Source organism: Nocardia sp. NPDC058176 (genome assembly GCF_042883805.1).
Classification (GTDB): Bacteria; Actinomycetota; Actinomycetes; order Mycobacteriales; family Mycobacteriaceae; genus Nocardia.
In genome coordinates, this window is record NZ_JBHVVA010000010.1 from 35,020 (window position 1) to 53,521 (window position 18,502).

Annotated in this window: 18 protein-coding genes; 7 read left to right on the forward strand and 11 right to left on the reverse strand. The window is 68.9% G+C overall.

Translation table 11 applies throughout. The features are described from left to right. Positions 1 to 20 precede the first annotated feature (20 nt). The 4 genes from ACFVVM_RS31855 to ACFVVM_RS31870 all read right to left on the reverse strand — a co-directional run bounded on the left by ACFVVM_RS31855 (position 21) and on the right by ACFVVM_RS31870 (position 5,671). Positions 21 to 1,400, reverse strand: a complete 1,380-nt coding sequence (locus tag ACFVVM_RS31855; RefSeq protein WP_387625906.1) for a DoxX family protein — start codon at positions 1,398 to 1,400, stop codon at positions 21 to 23. 203 nt (positions 1,401 to 1,603) lie between these two features. Further along, positions 1,604 to 2,569, reverse strand: coding sequence for a patatin family protein (locus ACFVVM_RS31860; RefSeq protein WP_387625908.1), 966 nt, complete (start codon positions 2,567 to 2,569; stop codon positions 1,604 to 1,606). Positions 2,570 to 2,785: 216 nt separating this feature from the next. Then, positions 2,786 to 4,585: an acetyl/propionyl/methylcrotonyl-CoA carboxylase subunit alpha gene (locus ACFVVM_RS31865; protein ID WP_387625910.1), complete on the reverse strand. Its 1,800-nt coding sequence runs from the start codon at positions 4,583 to 4,585 to the stop codon at positions 2,786 to 2,788. A gap of 189 nt (positions 4,586 to 4,774) precedes the next feature. After that, positions 4,775 to 5,671 (reverse strand): sulfurtransferase, encoded by an 897-nt coding sequence (locus ACFVVM_RS31870; RefSeq protein ID WP_387625912.1) that lies wholly within the window; start codon positions 5,669 to 5,671, stop codon positions 4,775 to 4,777. 152 nt (positions 5,672 to 5,823) lie between these two features. Here ACFVVM_RS31870 and ACFVVM_RS31875 point away from each other — a divergent pair, with 152 nt between their 5' ends. Beyond that, the gene (locus ACFVVM_RS31875; RefSeq protein ID WP_387625914.1) at positions 5,824 to 6,582 is read left to right on the forward strand and encodes a helix-turn-helix transcriptional regulator; all 759 of its coding nucleotides are present in this window, start codon (positions 5,824 to 5,826) and stop codon (positions 6,580 to 6,582) included. Here ACFVVM_RS31875 and ACFVVM_RS31880 read toward each other — a convergent pair. The 3 genes from ACFVVM_RS31880 to ACFVVM_RS31890 form a co-directional block, all read right to left on the reverse strand. Continuing rightward, on the reverse strand, positions 6,508 to 7,143 hold the full coding sequence (locus tag ACFVVM_RS31880; RefSeq protein WP_387625917.1) for a Maf family protein: 636 nt from the start codon (positions 7,141 to 7,143) through the stop codon (positions 6,508 to 6,510). The two genes, ACFVVM_RS31875 and ACFVVM_RS31880, sit on opposite strands and share 75 nt — an antisense overlap. 5 nt (positions 7,144 to 7,148) lie before the next feature. After that, on the reverse strand, positions 7,149 to 7,478 hold the full coding sequence (locus tag ACFVVM_RS31885; RefSeq protein WP_387625919.1) for an acyl-CoA carboxylase epsilon subunit: 330 nt from the start codon (positions 7,476 to 7,478) through the stop codon (positions 7,149 to 7,151). Positions 7,479 to 7,642: 164 nt separating this feature from the next. Continuing rightward, positions 7,643 to 9,283: an acyl-CoA carboxylase subunit beta gene (locus ACFVVM_RS31890; RefSeq protein WP_387625921.1), complete on the reverse strand. Its 1,641-nt coding sequence runs from the start codon at positions 9,281 to 9,283 to the stop codon at positions 7,643 to 7,645. Between the two features lie 124 nt (positions 9,284 to 9,407). Here ACFVVM_RS31890 and ACFVVM_RS31895 point away from each other — a divergent pair, with 124 nt between their 5' ends. Further along, positions 9,408 to 10,205 (forward strand): biotin--[acetyl-CoA-carboxylase] ligase, encoded by a 798-nt coding sequence (locus ACFVVM_RS31895; protein ID WP_387625923.1) that lies wholly within the window; start codon positions 9,408 to 9,410, stop codon positions 10,203 to 10,205. Positions 10,206 to 10,289: 84 nt separating this feature from the next. Here ACFVVM_RS31895 and ACFVVM_RS31900 read toward each other — a convergent pair whose 3' ends face one another. After that, positions 10,290 to 11,258, reverse strand: a complete 969-nt coding sequence (locus tag ACFVVM_RS31900; protein ID WP_387625925.1) for an acyl-ACP desaturase — start codon at positions 11,256 to 11,258, stop codon at positions 10,290 to 10,292. Positions 11,259 to 11,385: 127 nt separating this feature from the next. Here ACFVVM_RS31900 and ACFVVM_RS31905 point away from each other — a divergent pair, with 127 nt between their 5' ends. From ACFVVM_RS31905 to ACFVVM_RS31915, 3 genes are read left to right on the forward strand one after another with little or no spacing between them, the layout of a single operon-like run. Further along, a complete protein-coding gene (locus ACFVVM_RS31905) occupies positions 11,386 to 11,919 on the forward strand; it encodes a PH domain-containing protein (protein ID WP_387625927.1) in 534 nt (177 codons plus the stop codon). 41 nt (positions 11,920 to 11,960) lie between these two features. Further along, entirely contained in the window at positions 11,961 to 12,659 is a 699-nt protein-coding gene (locus ACFVVM_RS31910; protein WP_387625929.1) for a response regulator transcription factor, read from the forward strand. 6 nt (positions 12,660 to 12,665) lie between these two features. Continuing rightward, positions 12,666 to 13,973 carry a sensor histidine kinase gene (locus tag ACFVVM_RS31915; RefSeq protein ID WP_387625931.1) on the forward strand — a complete coding sequence of 436 codons (1,308 nt, stop codon included), beginning with the start codon at positions 12,666 to 12,668 and terminating at the stop codon, positions 13,971 to 13,973. 1 nt (position 13,974) lies between these two features. Here the strand turns inward: ACFVVM_RS31915 and ACFVVM_RS31920 are convergent, their stop codons facing one another. After that, positions 13,975 to 14,520 carry a GtrA family protein gene (locus ACFVVM_RS31920; RefSeq protein WP_387625933.1) on the reverse strand — a complete coding sequence of 182 codons (546 nt, stop codon included), beginning with the start codon at positions 14,518 to 14,520 and terminating at the stop codon, positions 13,975 to 13,977. A gap of 39 nt (positions 14,521 to 14,559) precedes the next feature. Here ACFVVM_RS31920 and ACFVVM_RS31925 point away from each other — a divergent pair, with 39 nt between their 5' ends. Continuing rightward, positions 14,560 to 15,783 carry a 5-(carboxyamino)imidazole ribonucleotide synthase gene (locus ACFVVM_RS31925; protein ID WP_387625935.1) on the forward strand — a complete coding sequence of 408 codons (1,224 nt, stop codon included), beginning with the start codon at positions 14,560 to 14,562 and terminating at the stop codon, positions 15,781 to 15,783. Positions 15,784 to 15,814: 31 nt separating this feature from the next. Continuing rightward, positions 15,815 to 16,321 carry a 5-(carboxyamino)imidazole ribonucleotide mutase gene (purE, locus tag ACFVVM_RS31930; RefSeq protein ID WP_387625937.1) on the forward strand — a complete coding sequence of 169 codons (507 nt, stop codon included), beginning with the start codon at positions 15,815 to 15,817 and terminating at the stop codon, positions 16,319 to 16,321. Between the two features lie 21 nt (positions 16,322 to 16,342). Here the strand turns inward: purE and ACFVVM_RS31935 are convergent, their stop codons facing one another. Beyond that, on the reverse strand, positions 16,343 to 17,308 hold the full coding sequence (locus tag ACFVVM_RS31935) for a hypothetical protein (RefSeq protein ID WP_387625939.1): 966 nt from the start codon (positions 17,306 to 17,308) through the stop codon (positions 16,343 to 16,345). After that, on the reverse strand, positions 17,305 to 18,360 hold the full coding sequence (locus ACFVVM_RS31940; protein ID WP_387625941.1) for a hypothetical protein: 1,056 nt from the start codon (positions 18,358 to 18,360) through the stop codon (positions 17,305 to 17,307). Before ACFVVM_RS31940 ends, ACFVVM_RS31935 begins: the two co-directional genes overlap by 4 nt. Positions 18,361 to 18,502 lie beyond the last annotated feature (142 nt).

Genomic DNA, 18,502 nt, shown 5'->3' on the forward strand with positions numbered 1-18,502 from the left:
AGTGCGGGCGCATCGTGTGCCTACCGGTAGTAGGGCGTGGCCTGCACCCAGTGGAACCCGCGCGACACCACCGGGAACTGCGCGAGGTCGACCTGGTCCAGCCGCATCCGCACCGGCTTTCCCGCGACGGTGCCCTCCAGGATCAATCGATCCGGTTGCGGCTGAACGTAATCGAACAGCGCGAGCTTCCACTGGTGGTCGGTGTCCCGCGACAGCGTGATGGTGCGCTGGTCGGTATCGACGCGGGCGGGGAAGGAGACCAGCGAATCGTCGAGCCGCTGCGCGGTCATCCCCTGGGGGATGTCGAAGATGATGCGGCGGAATCGTTCGGTGGCACTCGGCATCGCGGCCTCGGACGCTGCGCGGAAGTCGATCAGCGCGGGTACCTCCTGGCCCGCCACCGAGTACTCGGTGACGTTCCAGATTCCGTAGAGCGGCGACTTGGGGCGCGCGTTGCCGTAGGTGTGCCAGCCGTCGTACGCCTCCACGGTCATGGCGGCGAGCAGCCACACACCCAGCAGCACCTGGGCGGTCACGAGGACGCGATTACCGCGCCGGGTGGCGAGCAGCGGTGCGGGCTCGACGGCGTCGACCGCGCGGCCGAACAGGGCGCGCACGATCCGGACGATGTGGGGCGCGGCCAGGATCGTCGCGTACAGCAGGATCTGCAGGGCGAACAGCTTCACCGGCACATCGAAGGTGAGATTCACCAGCACGACCTGCATGGCCACGACGACGGCGAGCACGGACCCGAGGCCCGCCGTCAGCGGCAGGATCAGCAGCAGCCCCGCAGCGACTTCGGCTGCGCCCAAAGCCATTTCGTACGGTTCCGACAGCGACGACTGCGCCCACAGCACCGCCATCGGGCTCATGTGGCCGAACGGCTCGACCAGCCGTTCGAGATTGAACGACATCTGCGTCGGGAGCACTTTGATCATCCCGTACAGCAGCAGCGCGCTGGCCAGCGAGAGGCGCAGCAACAGCCGGAACCACCCGTAGAGGCGGGTGTAGTTCGGGCGTCGGCGGTCGAGCACCGACCACGCGACGGTGACCGGGATCGCGACCAGGATCAGGGTGAACGCGGCCACCCACTTCGCCGCGGTGTCACCACTGCCGGTGACGGTGTAATCGATCGGTACGTCGAAGACATGAGCGCCGATCCAGTCGGTGAGTGGCGAGAGCGCCGTCCACCGGCCGACTGCGCCCACCGCTTCCGGCGGCAGTCCGAAGGTACGCAGCAGCGCGTGCAGCAACCACACGCCCGCCATCCCGATCCCGACGACGACGAACCCGAACCGGAAGAGCACGCGGACCGCCGGATGCCACCGCCGCACAGCCTCCTGCTCGAGGTCGCCACCGACGGCCTCGAGCTCACGCTGAGCCAACACCCCTGACACCATCCACCACTCCTACGGTCCGAAAAGCCGTGCGGGAGAGACGCTATGGGAGCGGATCGGACCGGGAAATACCGCAAAACCGGTGCCCCGAGTGTTCGGGTCACCCATACTGGGGGGTTTCGATATCCGGTTCGCCTGGCCAGTGTCGAGGACGGTGACGCGGTCGGCGAAGGCGGCGGCCAGGGCGTGACGGCGATCAGGACGGGTCAGGCAGGAAGAGGCCGATCGCCCAGGATGGCATGGACGGCGGCGCGGCCGAGATCGAGCGCCTGGGTGAGCAGCGTGGTGTCGCGGGCGGCGCTGTCGATGTCGGGAGCGTGGGCCGGGGGATGAATCTGGAGGGCCTGCTCGTCGAGGGAGGCCAGGAAAGCGTCCTCGACGGCTTGCTGGCCGGGGCGCTGGGACCAGGCCCGGTAGGCGCCGGGGGCGATCGCGCGCATGTACCCGCCGCCGACCACGCGGTGCAGCAGGGACGCGGGTGGGCGGAGCTCATCGGTGCGGCGGGTGCGCAGGACGAGGGCGTGGGTGGCGCCGGCGCGCACGGCGGTACGGATGGGGACGGTTTCGGTGAGGCCGCCGTCGAAGTAGCTGCCACCACCCAGGGAGACCGGCGGACCCGCCAGCAGCGGCAGCCCGGCCGAGGCCCGCAGGGCGGTCAGCAGGGTGGGCTTGTCGACGATGTGGGGGGCGAGGTCGACCGCCTCACCGGTGCGGATGTCGGTGGCGATCGGATGGAAGCTGGTGGGATTGGCCAGGATCGCCGGGAAGTCCATCGGCTCGATGCCGTCGTAGACCCGATGCACCAGATAGTTCAGATCGAACACCGGACGCCCACGCAGGATGCGGACCGGATCGACCACCCGGCGCATGATCGTCGGATCGGTCCACGACCGCATCCCGGTCGCCGCCCGCCCACACAGCAGCCAGGCCCCGTTGATCGCGCCCGCGGAGGTGCCGTAGACCGCGTCGAAGATGCTCGCCAGACCGAGCTCCTCCAGCGCCTGCACCATGCCACTCGAATAGACCCCGCGGCTGCCGCCACCCTCGATCACCAGCGCGAGCCGATGACCGTCATCGCGGTGCCCGGCGCTCTGGCGTGCAGCGATGACCTCGGCCACCGTGGCCGCACCCGGCGAGGAGCTGGGTTCATCGGTGCGCGCTGTACTGGTCACCCGATCCACGATACGACAGCCTCCGCGCATCGGACCGGCGCCGACAGTGATCTTCGCCGCCCGTTAACCCGCGCTGCAAACGCTGTTCGGCGAATGCCGACGGCGCCGATTCGGCCGGGCCGAACCTCGCCCACCGGCACCCGGTGGGCCGGGGCTTCGACCGAACGGCAACGGGCGCCGATCGCAATCGACCGGCGCCCGTGAACGTCGTGCCTACTACTTGATCTCCGCCAGCACGGTGCCCTGCGTGATCGCGGCACCGGCCTCGACGGCCAGCCCGGTGACCACACCGGACTTGTGCGCGTTGACCGGGTTCTCCATCTTCATGGCCTCGAGCACCACGATCAGGTCGCCCGCCTCGACGGTCTGGCCCTCTTCGACGGCCACCTTCACGACGGTGCCCTGCATGGGCGCGGTGACCGCGTCACCGGAGGCCGCACCGGCACCGGCGCCGCCACGCTTGCGCGGCTTGGGCTTCTTGCGGACGACGCCGTTACCGGCCGAACCGGCCGCACCGCCACCGAGGGTGAACTGACCGGGCAGCGACACCTCGACGCGACGGCCACCGACCTCGACCACGACCTTCTGCCGGGGCAGATCCTCGTCCTCGTCCTCGGCGACGCCACCGGCCGTGTACGGCTCGACGGTGTTCTTCCACTCGGTTTCGATCCACTTGGTGTAGACGTCGAACTTCTCGCCGTCCCCGATGAAGGCCGGGTCCTCGACGATCGCGCGGTGGAACGGGATGACCGTGGCCAGGCCGTCGACCTCGAACTCGGCCAGCGCGCGGCGCGCACGCTGCAGCGCCTGCTCGCGGTTCTCGCCGGTGACGATCAGCTTGGCCAGCATCGAGTCGAACTGACCGCCGATGACGCTGCCCTGCACCACACCGGAGTCGACGCGCACGCCGGGGCCGGTGGGCTCGCGGTAGACCGCGACCGGTCCGGGGGCGGGCAGGAAGCCGCGACCGGCGTCCTCACCGTTGATCCGGAACTCGAAGGAGTGGCCACGCGGGGTGGGGTCTTCCTTGATGGTCAGTTCCTCGCCGTTGGCGATGCGGAACTGCTGACGCACCAGGTCGATGCCCGCGGTCTCCTCGGTGACCGGGTGCTCCACCTGCAGGCGGGTGTTCACCTCGAGGAAGGACACGGTCTCGCCCTGCACCAGGTACTCCACGGTGCCGGCACCGTAGTACCCGGCCTCGCGGCAGATGCGCTTGGCGGAATCGTGGATGGCGGCGCGCACGGCGTCGGACAGGAACGGCGCGGGGGCTTCCTCGACCAGCTTCTGGAAGCGACGCTGCAGCGAGCAGTCGCGGGTACCGGCGACGACCACGTTGCCGTGCTGGTCGGCGATGACCTGGGCCTCGACGTGGCGGGCCTTGTCCAGGTACTGCTCGACGAAGCACTCGCCACGACCGAAGGCGGCGACGGCCTCACGGGTCGCCGACTCGAACAGCTCGGGGATCTCCTCGATGGTCTGGGCGACCTTCATGCCGCGGCCACCACCACCGAACGCCGCCTTGATGGCGACGGGGACGCCGTACTCCTTGGCGAACGCGACGACCTCGTCGGCGTTCTTGACCGGGTCCTTGGTACCGGCGGCCATCGGCGCGCTGGCGCGCTCGGCGATGTGGCGCGCGGTGACCTTGTCGCCCAGGTCGCGGATGGACTGCGGCGAGGGGCCGATCCAGATCAGCCCGGCGTCGATGACGGCCTGGGCGAAGTCGGCGTTCTCGGAGAGGAAGCCGTAACCCGGGTGGATGGCGTCGGCGCCGGACTTGGCGGCGGCGTCGAGGATCTTGTCGAACACGAGGTACGACTCGGCCGAGGTCTGACCGCCGAGGGCGAACGCCTCGTCGGCGAGCTTCACGAAGGGCGCGTCGGCATCGGGCTCGGCGTACACCGCGACGCTGGTGATCCCCGCGTCCTTGGCAGCCCGGATCACGCGGACCGCGATCTCGCCGCGGTTAGCTACGAGTACCTTCGTGATCCGTGCGCTGGCATGGCTGGGCACTGAGCCTCCTGTGTGCATTATTCATGGTCGCTTCGGAAACGGTTCGCCGTCGAAGGCCCCGTGCCGATATCGACAACTTTCATCTCGGGCGAGTGTAGGCAGTGTGCCAACACGGCTCGAACTCGGCTAGCCCTACTGTCGAGTAGGCCGCAGGTCACAGTACGCGCCGGGCTGTGATGTGAACACGTTTCAATTGATCGGGCCGCGCGGGGCCACGGCGCTGCCCGGTTCGGTGCCGCGCGTGATCGGCAGCCGCACCGAGTTGCCCCACTCGATCCAGGATCCATCGTAATTGCGGACCGACCTGCGACCGAGCAGAAATGTCAGGACGAACCAGGTGTGGCTCGACCGTTCGCCGAGCCGACTGTAGACGACGAGATCCTCCGCGGGCAGCGCGCCGTAGACGGCGTCGAGCTCGGCCCGTGACCGGAAACGGCCGTCGGACGTGCCGGCCTGGGTCCAGGGGATGTTCACCGCCGTCGGCACGTGACCACCGCGCAAGGTGGCGTAATCCTGATCGAGCGCCTTGTCGTCGCCCGCGTACTCGTGCGCCGAGCGCACGTCGACCAGCGGATCGCCGAGCCGGGCGAGCACCTGCTCGCGGAAGGCCCGCGCCTGCGTGTCGTCCCGCTCGACCAGGGGGTAGTCGCTCGGCGCCGGATAGGGCAGGTCGAAGGTGGTGTCGCGTTCCTCGGAGATCCAGGCGTCGCGGCCGCCGTCGAGCAGGCGCACGTCCTCGTGGCCGAACAGGGTGAAGATCCAGGCGGTGTGCGCGGCCTGGGCATTGCCCCGATCGCCGTAGATCACCACGGTGTCCGCGCGCCCGATCCCTTTGGCGCGCATCAGTTCGGTGAAGCGCGCGCCGTCGATGTAGTCGCGGGTCACCGGGTCGCTCAGATCGCCACGCCAGTCGATCTTGACCGCGCCGGGGACATGGCCGATGTCGTAGAGCAGGATGTCATCATTCGACTCGATGATCTTCAAACCCGGCACGCCGATGTTTGCGGAGAGCCATTCTGTGGTTACCAATCGATGCGGGACTGCGTAGGAACCGAAGGCGGGGTGCGAATCCGGGGCAACGGGCACGGTATGTGGTCCTTCACGCGAGAGTTGGGCGGGTGCGGCGGGGTTGCGGTCGCAGCCGATGGTAAGTGTGTGTTGGCACATCACGAATCGACACAATGGACGAATAAAGCGCACTTGCGTCCGATAAAGTCTCTGGAGAGGAGGGGTGAGCTATGTCCGATTCTTGGCCGCGACGACGACTGCTCGCGATCCTACGTGGCGCCACCGAGCCCCTCGATGCCCAGGAACTGGCCAGGATCACCGGACAGCACGTCACCACCGTCCGATTCCACCTCGACGTCCTCACCCGCGAATCGCTGGTTCGCCAATTCCAGCAGCCGCCGCGCGGCCGTGGCCGCCCCCGCATCGGCTATCGCGCGGTGCAGCGTTCGGTCGGCTACCAGGAGCTCGCGCAGGTGCTGGCCGACCAGCTCGGCCCCGACCCGATCAGCCGCTCCGCCGCCGCCGTCGAGGCGGGCCGCGCCTGGGGCGCCAGGATGGACATCGGCACCCAGCCGGTCGAGACACTGGCCGACGCGCGCGACATCACCATGTCGCTGATGTCGGAACTCGGATTCGCGCCGGAGAAGGAACTGGTCGGCGAGACGGCCGAGCACGTGCAGATCAACCTGACCGCCTGCCCGCTGCGGGAACTCGCCCGCTCGCACGCCGAGGTGGTGTGCGGCGTGCACGTGGGGCTGATGCGGGAAGTGCTCGAGCGCAACGGAGCCCGTGGCCGCGTCGAGGTGCGGCTGCACCCGTTCATCGAGCCCGAACTGTGCACCGCCCGGCTGGAACTGACGCTGGCAGCGGAGGAACCCGCGGCGACGACGGGGGAACAGCGGGTGGTGGCGCCGTCAGCCCCGCGCGTCCCGCCACAGCTGTGTGACACCGACGCCGACGTCTTCGAGCAGCCTGCGCAGCAGCGGTAGGCCGATCCCGATCACGCTCGACGGGTCGCCGTCGATCCGGTCGACGAACCAGCCGCCGAGACCGTCGAGGGTGAACGCCCCCGCGACCTGCAACGGTTCGCCGGTGGCGATGTAGGCGTCGAGCTCATCGGGCCCCGGCTTCGCGAAATGCACGGTGGTGGAGCTGCACTCCGCCGACTCGGCGACGATCACGCCGTCGCGCAGCCGCAGCACACAGTGCCCGGTGAGCAGATCCGCGCTGCGTCCGGCCATGCCCGCCCAGCGCTCGCGGGCGACCTCGGGGGTGTGCGGTTTGCCCTGCAGCTGTCCGTCGACGAGCAGCATCGAATCGCAGCCGACGACGACACAGTCGGCGGCGAGTTCGGGAATCACCGCGGCGACGTCGACCGCCTTGGCGCGCGCCAGGGCGACGACGATCTCGTCCGGGGTGGTGTCAGGGGGAAGAGCGGCCGCGACGGCGTCCTCGTCCACTCCGGAGACGCGCACGACGGGATCGATGCCCGCCGTGCGCAGAACTCCGAGACGGGCGGGAGAGGCCGAGGCCAGTACCAGTCTCGTCACCCGCGTCAGCGCAGGTGCGACAGCAGTGGGTACGCGTACGGGGCGAACGGGGAGGTACCCCGGTGCATCATCGTCGGCTCGCCCCAGGCGTCGACCGGACCGCGCGTGCCCGCGGCGGGTGCCTCGGCGGCCGCCGCGCTCAGCACGGCGACCAGCGCCGCGATGTCCTGATCGGTGGGTGCGCCCTTGATGACGCGGAACAACGGCTCGCCGACAGGTGCCACCGGCTCCTCGGCCACCGCGCTCACGGACAGTTCGACCTCTTCGACGAGTGGTTCGACGACGAGCTCCAGCTCGGCGGCGGTCAACACGTCTTCTTCTGCCACAGTTGTCACAGTGCCAGATCCTTCCTGCCTCGTCCGGGAGATCTGTCCCCGGTCCGAAGCGTGGTGCTTCGATGTCACAGCGCGGTAACCGCGATCATTCCCGGTAGGGACGCGCCGATCAATAGTTGCGTCCAGGCAACCAGTGTGCGCGGCCTATCCGGGATATCGCGTTTTCAGAGCGGAATGTTGCCGTGTTTCTTCGGCGGAAGGGTCACCATCTTGCGCTCGAGCAGTCGCAGCGCCGACACGATCTGGCCACGAGTGTGCGAGGGCGGGATGACCGCGTCGACGTAACCGCGCTCGGCGGCGACGTACGGGTTCACGAGGGTGTCCTCGTACTCGTTCTGCAGCTCGAGGCGCAGAGCGTCGACATCGGCGCCGTTCGCGGCGGCCTCGGACAGCTGCTTGCGGTAGACGAATCCGACGGCGCCCGAAGCACCCATCACGGCGATCTGCGCGGTCGGCCACGCCAGGTTCACATCGGCACCCATGTGCTTGGAACCCATCACGTCGTAGGCGCCGCCGTAGGCCTTGCGGGTGATGATCGTGATCTTGCCCACAGTGGCCTCGCCGTAGGCGTAGAGCAGCTTCGCGCCGCGGCGGATGATGCCGTTGTATTCCTGGCCGGTGCCGGGCAGGAATCCGGGCACGTCCACCAGGGTGATGATCGGGATGTTGAACGCGTCGCAGGTGCGCACGAAGCGCGCGGCCTTCTCCGAGGCGTCGATGTCGAGGCAGCCGGCGAACTGGGTCGGCTGGTTGGCGACGATGCCGACGCTGCGCCCGTCCACCCGGCCGAAGCCGCAGATGATGTTCATCGCGCGCTCGGCCTGCACCTCGAGGAACTCGTCGTCGTCGAGCAGACGACGGATCACCTCGTGCATGTCGTAGGGCTGGTTCGGCGAGTCCGGGATGATCGTGTCGAGCTCGATGTCCTCGTCGGTGAGGGAGTCCTCGATCGCGCCCTCGATCGGATCGCTCGGCGCGTGCCGCGGGGCCTCGGCGCGGTTGTTGCTCGGCAGGTAGCCCAGCAGCTCCTTGACGTAGTCGAGGGCGTCCTGCTCGCCGGAGGCCACGTAGTGGGCCACACCGGACTTGGTCATGTGGGTGTGCGCGCCGCCGAGGTCCTCCATGGTGACCTCTTCGCCGGTGACGGTCTTGATCACGTCGGGACCGGTGACGAACATCTGCGAGGTCTGATCGACCATCACCACGAAGTCGGTGAGCGCGGGGGAGTACACGTGGCCACCGGCCGCGGCGCCCATGATCAGCGAGATCTGCGGGATCACACCGGAGGCCTGCACGTTGCGGTGGAAGATCTCGCCGTAGAGGCCGAGCGAGACCACGCCCTCCTGGATGCGCGCGCCCGCGCCCTCGTTGATGCCGACCAGCGGACGGCCGGTCTTGATCGCCAGGTCCATGACCTTCACGATCTTCTCGCCGTACACCTCGCCGAGCGAGCCACCGAACACGGTGACGTCCTGCGAGAACAGGCACACGTCGCGGCCGTCGATGGTGCCATAGCCGGTGACGACGCCGTCACCGAGCGGGCGGTTGTTCTCCAGGCCGAAATTCACGCTGCGATGCTTGGCGAGGGCGTCGAGCTCGACGAAGGAGCCCTCGTCGACGAGGGCGAGGATGCGCTCACGCGCGGTCATCTTGCCCTTGGCGTGCACCTTGTCGACCGCGGCCTCACCCATCGGGTGTTGCGCTTCATCCAGCCGATTCCGCAGATCAGCCAGCTTCCCGGCGGTGGTGTGGATGTCGGGGGCGCCCGCCGATTCCGATGCGGGCTGCTGCTGGACACTCGTCATGGGTTGCGAGTGTAACGAGTGACACCGTGTCGCACTACGGCAGTCCGGTTTACCGGTCAGTAGAGAAACTGCAGGTGGTTGTGGTCATGATCGTTCACGGTCGGCGGCGGGTAGCCTGCCGGGAATGAACAGGGCACCGATCGACGCGCCGCGTCTGCGCAGCTCCCTCGCCGCTCCGGCACCGTTGTTCTACGACCGGATCGACGTCGTCGAATCGACCGGATCGACCAATGCCGATCTGGTGGCCCGTGCCGTCGATCCGGCCGTCGACCGGCACGCGCTGCTGGCCGAGGAACAGGTGAGCGGGCGCGGGCGGCATGCCCGCGCGTGGGTGAGCCCGCCGCGCGCCCAGATCTCGCTGTCGATCCTGGTGCGATTGCCCGGCATCGAGCCCGCCGCACTGGGCTGGCTGCCGCTGCTGACCGGGATCGCCGTCGTCGACGCGCTGCGCGGCACCGCCGGGGTGTCCCCGGAACTCAAGTGGCCCAACGATGTTCTGCTCGACGGGCGCAAGCTGGCAGGCATCCTGGCCGAGGTGGCCGCGACCGGGATCGCGCCCGCGGTGGTGGTCGGGATCGGCATGAACGTCGACCTCGCCGAATCGGAACTGCCTGTCCCGCATGCCACTTCGCTCGCCGTGGCCGGTGCCTCCGATACCGATCGCACCGCGCTCGCGGCCGCGATCCTCACCGAGTTCGCCCGCCGCTTCACCGCCTGGGAGCGGGCGGGCTGGGCGAGCGACGAACTGGCCGCGGCCTACCGCGACCGCTGCGCCACCATCGGGCTGGACGTGCGGGCGGAGCTGCCCGGCGGCAAGGTCGTCACCGGCGTCGCGACCGGGATCGACGACACCGGCCGACTGCTCATCGCCGACACCGCGGTCTCGGCGGGCGACGTCTCGCATCTGCGCGGGCAGTACTGAACCTCGCGGACGGAGCGCACCCCGGACGGCTACTCGACGCTGGACCTGCCGCAGCGGTCTCGCGTGCTGCGGCAGGTCGGTCCGTCACCGCGCGGCCGCGCCGACCCCGTTGCGTTCGGCCACCTCGCGCTCGCGGGCCAGCAGCCGGTCGCGCTGCTCCTCGAACCGCAGCACGTCCTTCTCCAGCTTGTCGAGGAACTGGGCGAGTTCGTCGCGCGCGGCCTCGGCGCGCGGCCCGAAATCGTCGCGCTCGAAGATGTTCCACTGCTTGAGGACCGGGCGCACCACCTCGTCGAGGTGCTGGCGCAGGTCGTAGATGCCGTGCTTGGCCATCAGCACACCGTTGCGCCGCCAGTTGGGCATCCCGGCGCCGGGCATCTGGAAGTTGGTGAGCACCTTGGTGATCGCCGGCATGGCCTGGTCGGGCACCAGGTCGATCGCCGCGCCGCACAGGTTGCGGTAGAAGATCATGTGCAAGTTCTCGTCGGTGGCGATGCGGGCCAGCATCTTGTCGGCGACGGCGTCGTCACACGCGCGCCCGGTGTTGCGGTGGCTGACCCGGGTCGCGAGCTCCTGGAACGTCACGTAGGCGACGTTGACCAGGAACCCGCCCCAGTTCGCCGGTGCGTGCGCGCCCGCGGTCATGTGGACCATCCGCGCCTCTTCCAACGCCACCGGGTCCACCCCGCGGGTGACGACGAGATAGTCGCGGATCACGATGCCGTGCCGGTTCTCCTCGGCGGTCCAGCGACCGACCCAGGTGCCCCACGCGCCGTCCTGGGAGAAGTTCTCGGCGATCTCGCGGTGATAGGACGGCAGATTGTCCTCGGTGAGCAGATTGGTGATCATCGCCGCCTTGGCGACCTCGGTGAGCCTGGATTGTCCGGGCTCCCAATCGATTCCGCCCATCGCGGCGAAATTGCGGCCTTCCTCCCACGGCACGTAGTCGTGCGGATTCCAGTCCTTGGCGATGGACAGGTGCCGGTTCAGATTCTGTTCGGCCACAGGTTCGAGGGCCGTGAGGATTTCGAGCTGAGTCAGATCTTTGGTCACGCGTGCCTCCACTGTCGGTGTCGAGCAAGCAGATATGGGCAAAACCTGGCATCTAGCGTGTAATCCACAGTATCGCCTCGGCCGTGGCATCGAGAAATGCGGCGCCACAGCGCGGTATCGTTCGGTCATGGGTTACCCGGAGGATGTCCTCGCGCCCGACGAGCAGCTGATCCTGCACCGTCACCCGCATTGGAAGATGCTGTTCTGGCCCATCGTCACACTGATCGTCGCCACCGCGCTCGCCGGCTTCCTCGGTGGCCTGGCCTGGCGCAACACCGAAGACCAGGTGCGCATGGTGCTCCTGCTGCTCATCGGGGTGGTCTGGGTGGGCGTGGTCGGCTGGCGGGTGATCGCGGCGGTGATCGCCTGGAAGTCGACGCATTTCATCGTCACCGGGCGGCGCGTGCTGGTTCGCCAGGGCGTGATCACCCACACCGGCATCGACATTCCGCTCAGCCGCATCTCCAGCGTGCAGTTCCGGCACGGAGTCGTCGACCGGATGCTGGGCACCGGCACGCTGATCATCGGCTCGTCCTCGGAGGAGCCGCTCGAATACGACGACATCCCCCAGGTGCAGCAGGTGCACTCGCTGCTCTACCACCAGGTCTTCGAGGCCGACCGCGGGCGCGGCGACCAGCCGTGGACCGGCGGCTATCGGTGAGGTGGCGGGCCCGGCCGGGCGTGACGACCTAACCTGTGCAGATGACCGCAGTACTGCTGGCCGAAGACGACGAGGCGATCGCCGCACCCCTGTCGCGTGCGCTGGGCCGTGAGGGCTACACCGTCACCGTCGAGCGATTCGGCCCCGCGGTGCTGCGCCGCGCGCTCGAAGGCGATCACGACCTGCTCATCCTCGACCTCGGCCTGCCCGGCATGGACGGGCTCGAGGTCTGCCGTCAGGTGCGGGCCAGCGGCGCCGATCTCGCGGTACTGATGCTCACCGCGCGCACCGACGAGGTCGACTTCGTGGTCGGTCTCGACGCGGGCGCCGACGACTACGTGGGCAAACCGTTCCGCCTCGCCGAACTGCTGGCCCGGGTGCGAGCACTGTTGCGGCGCAGCGGAATCGGTGACGACGCGGTGGAGGTCGGCGCGATCCGGCTCGAACCGGCCGCGCGCCGGGTGCTGGTCAACGGGACCGAGGTGAACCTGGCCAACAAGGAGTACGAGCTGCTCAAGGTGCTCATCGACCGGGCCGGTCAGGTGGTCCCGCGCGAGACCATCCTGCGCGAGGTGTGGGGTGACGCCGACCTGCGCGGCTCCAAGACCCTCGACATGCACATGTCCTGGTTGCGCCGCAAGATCGGCGACGAGGGCCCGATGGCCGAACGTCGCATCGTCACCGTGCGCGGGGTCGGGTTCCGGTTGAACACCGACGGACCGTCCTCGAGTCGAGGCTGACCGGCGGTGCGCCGCCGCATCCTGCGTTCGATCCTGACCGTGCTGACCATCACCACGGTGGTGCTCGGCGTGCCGCTGATCTACACCGCCTGGCTGTGGGTCGAGGACATCACCCGCAACGATCTGCAGACCCGGCTCGACCAGATCGCCGCGGAGGTGATCGCCCAGGAAGGCGCGGACGGCACCGTCCCCAACGGCCTCGACGTGCGCGGTATGCGGGCGCTGGTGCCAGAGGGCGGCAAGCTCACGATCGTCTACCCGACCCCGACCGACAATGCCGCGCGCACCGACCTCGGCGTCGAGCACCTCGACGATCCGCTGGTCGAATCGCTGTCGATGGGCACCTCGGGCTCACTGCGGCTCGAGGTACCCGCCGGGCCGATGCACGCCAGGCAGGAACAGGCCGTGGCCGCGGTCGCGCTGGCGGTGCTCGCCTCGCTGGGCGCGGCGTTCTCGGTCGCGGTGGTGACCGCGCGCCGGGTCGCCGATCCGCTGCGTGATGTCGCGGCCCGCGCCGCCCGGCTGGCGATGGGTGATTTTCGCCCCGATCCGCGCAGGCACGGCATTGCCGAGCTGGACCGGGTCTCCGATGTGCTCGACTCGGCGACCGTCGAGATCGCGGGCCGCCTGCAACGCGAGCACGCGCTCGTCGCGGACGTCTCCCATCAGCTGCGCAGCAGACTGACCGCGGTGCGGCTGCGCCTGGACGAGCTGTCCACCCACGCCGACCCGGAGGTGGTGCACGAGGCCGAGGAGGCGATGGCGCAGGTCGACCGGCTCACCGACGCCATCGACGACCTCGTGCGCGCCTCCCGCGACTCCGACGCCGCCGACCGCGATCCGGTGCCGGTGATGGCGGAGCTGCGCGGCGTCGTCGCCGAGTGGACCCACCCGTTCACCGAGGCGGGCCGCGAACTGCGCCTGATCGGCGACGAGTCCCTGCAGGCGCCGATCACCGGGTCGCGGCTGCGCGAGGCCGTCGCGGTGCTGGTCGACAACGCCCTCATGCACGGGGGCGGCACGTGCGTCGTGTCGGTGCGCACGGTGCCGACGATGAGTTCGCGGCATCCGCTGATCTGCGTCGAGGTGGCCGACGAGGGCGAGGGGGTGCGCGACGAGCTCGCGCCGCACATCTTCGATCGCGGGTTCTCCGCGGGCGGGTCGACCGGTGTCGGTCTCGCGCTGGCACGGGCCCTGGTCGAGGCCGACGGTGGACGGTTGGAGCTGCAGCGGCGCCGTCCGGCGCTGTTCGCGGTGTTCCTCGGGTCGACGGTGCACCGCCCGCCCGCCGCGACGCTCACCGAGCCGCGCTGACTCAGCGACCGAGGTGTTCGGTCTCCTCTTCGACCAGTTCCTCGAACTCGGCGACGATCTCGTTCATCTCGTCGGGGAACACCCAGCGGCGCATCGCCCAGAACCGGAACGCCATCTGCAGCAGGTTGCCGATGACGAACGCGCTGACGAAGTCGGCGACGTTCTCGACCAGGAAGCTCACTTCGGGCTGGCGCAGATGGAAGATGTAGCTCGAGATCCACAGCGGGATGTTGCTGAGCGCCACGCCGATGGCGCTGACGCCGAAGAACAGCAACGCCTCGTGATGTTTCTCGCGACCGCCGCGGTTCTTGAACGACCATTCGCGATTGAGAATGTAGGAAGCGATCACCGCGACGACGCCGGAAATGATCTTGGCGGTGACGGGTTTGTCGGCCAGAACCGTCCATTTCAGGAGGTAGAACAGGCCGCTGTCGATCACGAACGTCGTGGCACCGACGATGGCGAACTTGATCAGCTCTTTATGCCGGTACGCGGAATCGCGCAGGCGCGGGGGAAGGACGCTGACCACGTCGTCGACGATTGACACGAGTTCTGAGTGTACCGGTAGCAAAGATTCGGAATCGACATGACAACATTGCACGACGTGAGTGCACGTTCGTTCGATCCGTCTGCCATGCCCACCGTCACGATGGTCGGTGGGGGCCAACTCGCGCGCATGACGCACCAGGCCGCGGTCGCCCTCGGCCAGCGTCTACGGGTGCTCGCCGAGCGCCCCGAGGACCCGGCCGCCCAGGTGACCCCCGATGTCGTGTTCGGCAGCCACGACGACCTGTCCGCCCTGCGCAAGGCCGCTCTCGGGTCGAACGCGCTGACCTTCGACCACGAGCACGTGCCGACCGAGCACCTCGAGGTGCTCGTCGCCGAGGGCGTCAATGTGGCGCCGCCGCCGCAGGCGCTGATCTTCGCCCAGGACAAGCTGGCCATGCGCACGAAGCTGTCCGGCCTCGGGCTGCCGGTGCCCGCGTTCGTCGAGGTCACCGCGCCCGCCGACGCGATCGCCTTCGGTGACGAGCACGGCTGGCCGTTCGTGCTCAAGGCGGTGCGCGGCGGCTACGACGGCCGTGGCGTGTGGATGCCCGCCGACGCGGAGGAGGCTTCCCGGCTGGTCACCGATCAGCTCGCGCACGGCGTGCAGCTGCTGGCCGAGGCGAAGGTCGATCTCAAGCGTGAGCTGTCGGCGATGGTGGCGCGCTCGCCGTTCGGGCAGGCCGCGACCTGGCCGGTGGTGGAGACCGTCCAGCGCAACGGCCAGTGCGCCGTGGTGATCGCGCCCGCGCCCGAGCTGGCCGAGGATCTGGGCGCCCGCGCGGAGACGATGGCGCTGGAACTGGCCGCCGGTCTCGGGGTGGTCGGTGTGATGGCCGTGGAGCTGTTCGAGACCCACGACGGCGAGATCCTGGTCAACGAGCTGGCCATGCGCCCGCACAACTCCGGTCACTGGGGCATGGACGGTGCCTGCACCGGTCAGTTCGAACAGCACCTGCGCGCGGTGCTCGACTACCCGCTCGGCGACACCAGCCCGCTCGCGCCGGTGACGGTGATGGCCAACATCCTCGGTGCCGGGCAGGCCCCTGAGATGCCGATGGACGAGCGGCTGCACCACCTCTACGCCCGCCTGCCCGAGGCCAAGGTCCACCTCTACGGCAAGGGCGAGCGCCCCGACCGCAAGATCGGGCACATCAACATCCTGGGCAACGATGTCGCCCAGGTCCGCGAGAAGGCCGAGCGGGCGGCGCACTGGATGTCGCACGCGGTCTGGACCGACGGCTGGGACCCCCACGGCGAGTGACCACCCACCCTTTTTCGAGAGGAACAATTCAGTGAGCAGCAACGGTCCCCAGGTCGGTCTCATCATGGGCAGCGACTCCGACTGGCCGACGATGGAGGCCGCCGCCGAGGCACTCGCCGAGTTCGGCATCCGCTTCGAGGTCGGCGTCGTCTCGGCCCACCGCACTCCCCAGCGCATGCTCGACTACGCGAACGAGGCCGCCGACCGCGGCCTGCAGGTCATCATCGCGGGCGCGGGCGGCGCCGCCCACCTCCCCGGCATGGTCGCCTCCGCCACCCCGCTGCCCGTCATCGGTGTCCCCGTCCCCCTGAAATACCTCGACGGCATGGACTCCCTGCTCTCCATCGTCCAGATGCCCGCGGGCGTCCCCGTCGCCACCGTCTCCATCGGCGGCGCCCGCAACGCCGGCCTGCTCGCCGTCCGCATCCTCGCCGCCCACGACCCCCTCCTGCGCACCCGCATGGAGCACTTCCAGTCCGGCCTCGAACAAATGGTCCTCGACAAGGACGAGGCCCTACGCGCCAAGCTCCTGGGCTAGCTCGACCCGGACCGGCGGCGGTCAGTCGGCCTGGTAGGTCCGCACCGCCGCCACCGTGATGTCCCGGACGACCTCGCAGTCGCGTCCGCTGACGCTGAGTACTTCGACGTACTCCTCGGACTCATCGCCCCACCCCGGTCGCAGGTACGGCTGATCGATTCCGGCGAAAGCGTCGATGATGCAGTAGTTCTCGCCGCTCGGGTATTCGGTGGCCGGAACGCCTGCCACGCGGAGCTGTCGGGCGCCGGGTCGCGGGTGGTCGAGCTGGAGCTTGCTCATTGTCATGGTGCGGACGACGTATCGGTTGTGGTCGTCGCGCACGCGGGGGCCGAGGGAGTAGTCGCAGGTGGACGGATTCAGCGCTATCAGCGCGAAGGTCTGCTCGGCCGGATACATGACGTCGAGGAACGAGCACGGATCGCGCAGCGGTTTCGCGCGCTCTCCGGGACTGTCGAGCAGTGGTACCGAGGCCGCGACCAGCGTGCGCAGGGCCGGGCAGGGGCTGCCTGTTCCATCGCTGTGGGCGGTGTAGTTCATCGCACGTCTGTCGTTGTAGGCCACCGCGATCGAGCACAATCCCTCGCCGGGGATCTCCGAGCCGGTCCGGGAACCGATGGTCGTGGTGGCACCGGTGAAGACCGGCATCACCGCCATCGACAACGACACCTTGGTGACCGGAGTGGTCCGGTCCGCGCCGATCAGGATCTCGCAGTCCCCGAGCGTGTCGCCCGGTCCCGAATACCGCACCGTGCCGAGCGCGCTCACCGCCGCCGGGTCGAGGAGTGCGCAGGGATCGATCCGGCGTGCGGCGTCCTGTTCGGTCATCGACGCGTCGGGACCTTTGACGGGTTTGCCCAGGTGATCGACCAGTGCGCCGCGGTAGCGGGCGCCCTCCGGAATGGGTGTTCCCGTCAGCGCGCCACCGCACCCGGGCAGGAACAGCCCCACGGTCAGGAAGAGCGCGACGGCTCCGAGCGCCCGCCTCATGCGGTGGCGCCGAACAGGTGCATGGCCGCGGGGCGGATCTGCTCGGTGACGGCGCACGATCCGGAGATCCGGACGATCGGCTGCACCACGGCACCCGAGTGGTCCGTACCGCCGACTGTCGGGTCGAGTTCAGCACCGGTCGCGAAGGTTTCGACACACATGGGGTCGGGCAGCGGTTGCCGGTAGACCAGCACCGGCACACCGTCCGCCTCGATCAGTTCACGGTCGGTGCCTGTCGGTGCGAGCGGCCGTCGCGTGATCTCGTAACCGATGGTGATCGGATCGGCGATCGGACCGGATCCGGCGACCCAGAAGCTGCATTCGGTGGGCTCGAACGCGGCCTCCAACCGATCCAGTCGCACGTGGGCGGGCAGTACCGCGACGATCTCGCAGGGATTGCGGGCCATCACGGCGATGTCGGACACCGGTGTCGCCGCGGCCGAGCGGCGGGGGATCCGGTCGCCGCGGAACGCCTCGACGATCTCGACGACGATGTCCTCGGCGAGTCGGCAGCCCAGCTCCGAGGAGTCGAAGGAGGACGAGGACACCGACGCGTAGGCGAGGGTGGGCACCTCGACCACCTTGGCGTCCTCGTCGGTGGTGCTCGCGGGCATCGGGAAGCGCAGGGGCACCTTGAAGTCGCAGTTTCCGTAGGTGTCGGGGCCGCTGACCACGATCGACTCGCCGGCGATCTGTCGGCTCGTATCGGTACCCAGCGGCGGCTGGTGGTCGAGGTCGACGTAAAGGAACGACCCGTTCCGTTCACCGTTGGGGGTGAACCCGACAGCGCACTGATCGATCTTGGTGCTCGGTCCGAGCAACGTGATCACGCCCTGTTCGGCGAATCGTGCCCGGTCGACGAACCCGCAGGGGTCGACCGATCGGACCTGATCGAGGGTGTCGAACGTCACTTTGTCGGCGGTGGTGACCGGTAGGCCGAACATGGTCGGCGTGGTGTCCGGTTCCGGCGTACCGGTGACCGTGGTCGAGCACGCGCCGACCGCGGTGGCCACCGCGACCAGCATCGGCAGCCCGAATCCGGACTTCATCATGTACCCCCACCTGATCGAAACGTCGAGCGAGACGATACCGGTCGGGTCCGCCCGCTTCAGCCGAGGAACTCGCGCAGGTGTGGCGACGGCGTTCGGGCCTCGATAGCGTCGGATGAGTGCGGCGAAGTGGGCCGGCGGCGAG

Bases quoted from the DNA above. Each gene is read 5' to 3' on its own strand.
- ACFVVM_RS31935 (WP_387625939.1), bottom strand. From the start codon at position 17,308: ATGAGGCGGGCGCTCGGAGCCGTCGCGCTCTTCCTGACCGTGGGGCTG.
- ACFVVM_RS31855 (WP_387625906.1), bottom strand. From the start codon at position 1,400: ATGGTGTCAGGGGTGTTGGCTCAGCGTGAGCTCGAGGCCGTCGGTGGC.
- ACFVVM_RS31875 (WP_387625914.1), top strand. From the start codon at position 5,824: ATGTCCGATTCTTGGCCGCGACGACGACTGCTCGCGATCCTACGTGGC.
- ACFVVM_RS31905 (WP_387625927.1), top strand. From the start codon at position 11,386: ATGGGTTACCCGGAGGATGTCCTCGCGCCCGACGAGCAGCTGATCCTG.
- ACFVVM_RS31890 (WP_387625921.1), bottom strand. From the start codon at position 9,283: ATGACGAGTGTCCAGCAGCAGCCCGCATCGGAATCGGCGGGCGCCCCC.
- ACFVVM_RS31895 (WP_387625923.1), top strand. From the start codon at position 9,408: ATGAACAGGGCACCGATCGACGCGCCGCGTCTGCGCAGCTCCCTCGCC.
- ACFVVM_RS31925 (WP_387625935.1), top strand. From the start codon at position 14,560: ATGACAACATTGCACGACGTGAGTGCACGTTCGTTCGATCCGTCTGCC.
- ACFVVM_RS31940 (WP_387625941.1), bottom strand. From the start codon at position 18,360: ATGATGAAGTCCGGATTCGGGCTGCCGATGCTGGTCGCGGTGGCCACC.
- ACFVVM_RS31910 (WP_387625929.1), top strand. From the start codon at position 11,961: ATGACCGCAGTACTGCTGGCCGAAGACGACGAGGCGATCGCCGCACCC.